The sequence below is a fragment of the Streptomyces spongiae genome, from assembly GCF_009377185.1.
In the GTDB taxonomy this organism is placed as follows: Bacteria; Actinomycetota; Actinomycetes; order Streptomycetales; family Streptomycetaceae; genus Streptomyces; species Streptomyces spongiae.
Window position 1 is genome coordinate 1 of the sequence record NZ_VJZC01000801.1, and the last position, 3625, is coordinate 3625.

Consider the following 3625-nt stretch of genomic DNA (forward strand, 5'->3'; position numbering starts at 1 on the left):
GGCGGGCACGACCCGGTGCGCGACCCGCGGGCGGTCCGGGCGCAGATCGGGGTCACGGGGCAGTTCGCCGCGGTGGACGGCATGCTCACCGGCGAGGAGAACCTGCTCCTCATGGCCGACCTGCACCATCTGGGCCGCAAGAAGGGGCGCCGGCGGACCGCCGAGCTGCTGGAGCGGTTCGATCTCACGGGCGCGGCACGGAAGTTGCCCGCCACGTACTCGGGTGGGATGAAGCGGCGGCTCGATCTGGCGATGACGCTCGTCGGGGAGCCCCGGATCATCTTCCTCGACGAGCCGACCACCGGGCTCGACCCGCGCAGCCGCCACCCCGTGTGGCAGATCGTGCGGGAGCTGGTCGCGGGCGGGGTCACCGTCTTCCTGACCACGCAGTACCTGGAGGAGGCCGACCAGCTCGCCGACAGGATCGGCGTCCTGAGCGGCGGCCGGCTGGTCGCCGAGGGCACCCACTGGGTGGTGATGCGGGACCCGGCGGGCGGCACGTACTGCCTGACGGGCCGCGGCCAGGAGACGGGTGGGCTGCCGACTGCCTCCCCTGCCTGACGCTGCCCGTGGCTGCCCGTGGCTGCCCGTGGCTGCCCGTGGCTGCCCGTGGCTAGGGTTTCAGCCTGGCCGCCCGCGCGTGCAAGTAGTGCTGTTCGGGGAGGCTGAGCGTCTTGCGGGCGGCCGAATCGTAGGCGGCACGGGCCGATTCGGTGTCGCCGGCACGTTCGAGGAGGTGGGCGCGGACCGCGTCGAGGCGGTGGGTCGTACCCAACTCGGGCTCCAGGGTGTCGAGTTCGGCGAGCCCTGCGTGCGGGCCGTGCACCATGGCAACCGCGACCGCCCGGTTGAGGCGCTCCACGGGGCCGGGGACGAGGGCGACCAGGATGTCGTAGAGGCCGAGGATCTCCCGCCAGTCGGTCGCGTCGGACGACGGCGCCTCGTCGTGGACGGCGGCGATGGCCGCCCGCACCTGGTACGGCCCGACCGTCCGCCCACCCTGCCCTGTCCCCGGCTCCGTCCCTGTCCCTGTCCCTGTCCCCGGCTCCAGCTCTGGCTCCGGCTTCCGTTCCCGCGCTCGTGACAGTGCCTCCGTCACGAGCGCCACGCCCTCCTCGATCGCGGCCTTGTCCCACAGTCCGCGGTCCTGTTCATCGAGCGGGACCAGTTCGCCGTGCGGGCCGGTGCGGGCGGCGTGGCGGGCGTCGGTGAGGAGCATCAGGGCGAGCAGTCCGGCCACCTCGCGGTCCTCGGGCAGCAGCCGGTGCACGGTACGGGCCAGCCGGATCGCCTCGCCCGCCGGCTCCGCACGCCGCAGGCTCGCCCCGGAGGTCGCCGTATAGCCCTCGTTGAAGATCAGGTAGAGCGTGTGGAGGACCGCGGGCAGCCGCTCCTCCCAGTTGTCCGGGCGCCCGAACCGCACGCCCCGCACCCGCTGCTTCGCCCGGCTGATCCGCAGTGCCATGGTCTTCTCGGGGATCAGGTACGCCCGGGCGATCTCCGCCGTCGTCAGTCCGCCGACCGCGCGAAGGGTCAGCGCGATCTGCGCGGGCGGGGTGAGGTCCGGGTGGCAGCAGAGGAAGAGAAGGGCGAGCGTGTCGTCCTCGGAGGGGGCCCGGGCCGCACCCGGCGGAGGTACCACGAAGGTGTCGCGGGGTGTGAGGGCCGCCGCCTTCTCCTCCCGCAGCCGCCGCGCCTCCTCGCTGCGCAGGGCGTCCGTCAGCCGCCGCGAGGCGACCTTGATCAGCCAGCCGCGCGGATTGTCGGGCACCCCGCCGGAGGGCCACTTCCCGGCGGCCGCGAGCAACGCCTCCTGTACGGCGTCCTCGGCCGCGTCGAAGTGCCCGTACCGGCGTACGAGCGCGCCGAGGACCTGCGGCGCGTGCCGGCGCAGCAGGTCCTCGACCTCGGTCGTGCGTCTGACAGGACGGCTCACACGTCCCCCGCGCCGTCCAGGATGGGCCGGATCACGACCGGGTACACGGTCATGCCCTCAGGGCCGGGGCACTGGAGGATGCGCTCGGCGATCTCCGTGACGCGGTCCAGGCTCTCGCACTCCAGGACCCAGTACCCGGCGAGCACCTCCTTGGTCTCGCCGTACGGGCCGTCGGTGATCACCGGCTTGCCGTCCGTGCCGAGCGCGACCGACCGGGTCCGGGCGGGTTCGGCCAGGCCCTGTCCGTCGATCATTTCCCCGGACTCGGCGAGGTCGTTGTTGAGGGCGCCCATGAAGGCGTACATGGCCTGCAGTTGCTCCGCGTCATAGGCCGGGGAGCCCGGGGAGTCCTTGCCGCGCATGCCCTCGTAGTCGGCCTGCGTGCCCTGAATCATCACCAGGTACTTCATGGTTCCGCTCCTTCGGCTTCCTTCGGTTCGGGCCGCCTGTGTGGGCGACTCTCACAGGAGACGTCGAAGCCGGCCGGCGATTCTCTGCACGGCCACACGGATGAACTTTAGGAAATTTCCGGGCGGCGAGGACCCCGATCGCGGCCAGGTCGCACGCCGGAGCAGGCGCTGTCGCTGTCGTGGGTCCTTCGGGAGCGCGCGGCGGCGCTCCGGCTTACTTCGGGGGCGCGCTCGCGGCGCCCTTCACGGCCGACCCGCCGGACTGCATGCCCCGGGCCCCTTCCTCGGCCGACTCGACGCACGCCGTGCACTGGGGGTTCCTGCACGGTCCAGGGCCCCAGACGGGCACCCAGGTGCCGAGTGTTTTGCGGCGCCGTACCACCGTGGCCACTGTCTGCCCGCAGACGGGACAGACGTGCTCATCTCTGTCCATGCCCCCAGGGTATTGCGGGACGGGATCGCGCGCGCCCCTGCGTACCGAAGCTCTTTCGGCGCCGGCGCCGGCGCCGCTGCCCGCGGTGTCAGCGGTTCCTGGTGTACGTCCGCACGATCGCCCCGTTCTTGAACGTCCGCGTCTCGCCCAGCGAGAACTCGGTGACGGCGAACCCGGAACCGAACATCGGCATGCCGGTGCCCAGCATTACGGGGTACGTCTTGATGACGAGCTCGTCGATCTCGTCCAGCAGCTCGCCGGCGAGCTGCGAGCCGCCGCAGAGATAGATGCCGAGCCCGCCGTCCTCCGCCTTGAGCGCGCGGACCTTGCCGACCAGGTCCTCGGAGACGATCTCGACGTGCGGGTCGGGCGACTCCTTGAGGGTGCGCGAGGCGACGTACTCGCGCATGTGGGCGTACGGGCTGGTGACGTCGATCTCCAGCGCCAGGTCGTAGCTGGCTCGGCCCTGGATGATCGTGTCGTATTTCTTGTTCGGCAGGTCGTCGACGCCGAAGGCACGGCGCCCGGGGGTGGACATCGTCTCCGGGTACTCCTCCTTGAGGAACCCGAGGTACTCCTCGTCCACGAAGGCGAGCATGGACGACGCGTCGCCGCCCGGGTCTCCGATGAAGCCGTCGATCGAGCAGGCGATGAAGTACGTGAGCTTACGCAAACCGGACTCTTCCCGTTGATGACAGAACGGCTGGTGACAGAACAGTCGTGCGAACCACTTCATTTATAGTACTTCACCTGGAGCGGTTTCAGCAGACTTACCGAGGAGGCCGGCATGGGCCTCCTGAGCGGCGTCTCAGAAACGGGCGGGGCCCGCGCACCGTGGGGATGCGC

5 protein-coding genes are annotated in these 3625 nt (G+C 71.1%); 1 reads left to right on the forward strand and 4 read right to left on the reverse strand.

Annotation, left to right across the window (positions count from 1 at the left end; genetic code table 11):
• Window positions 1-561 (forward strand): ATP-binding cassette domain-containing protein (locus FNH08_RS46965; protein WP_228034802.1); only part of this gene is annotated, 561 nt, incomplete at its 5' end.
• 52 nt (window positions 562-613) lie between these two features.
• On the opposite strand, the gene FNH08_RS46970 is transcribed toward FNH08_RS46965, so the two are convergent.
• From FNH08_RS46970 to FNH08_RS46985, 4 genes are all read right to left on the reverse strand, one after another.
• Window positions 614-1936, reverse strand: coding sequence for an RNA polymerase sigma factor (locus FNH08_RS46970; RefSeq protein ID WP_322726559.1), 1323 nt, complete (start codon window positions 1934-1936; stop codon window positions 614-616).
• Window positions 1933-2346 (reverse strand): YciI family protein, encoded by a 414-nt coding sequence (locus tag FNH08_RS46975; RefSeq protein WP_152777966.1) that lies wholly within the window; start codon window positions 2344-2346, stop codon window positions 1933-1935. The genes FNH08_RS46970 and FNH08_RS46975 overlap by 4 nt, the downstream gene beginning before the upstream one ends.
• 214 nt (window positions 2347-2560) lie before the next feature.
• On the reverse strand, window positions 2561-2779 hold the full coding sequence (locus tag FNH08_RS46980; protein WP_152777968.1) for a hypothetical protein: 219 nt from the start codon (window positions 2777-2779) through the stop codon (window positions 2561-2563).
• A gap of 88 nt (window positions 2780-2867) precedes the next feature.
• Window positions 2868-3452: a dihydrofolate reductase family protein gene (locus FNH08_RS46985; RefSeq protein WP_152777970.1), complete on the reverse strand. Its 585-nt coding sequence runs from the start codon at window positions 3450-3452 to the stop codon at window positions 2868-2870.
• Between the last annotated feature and the right edge of the window lie 173 nt (window positions 3453-3625).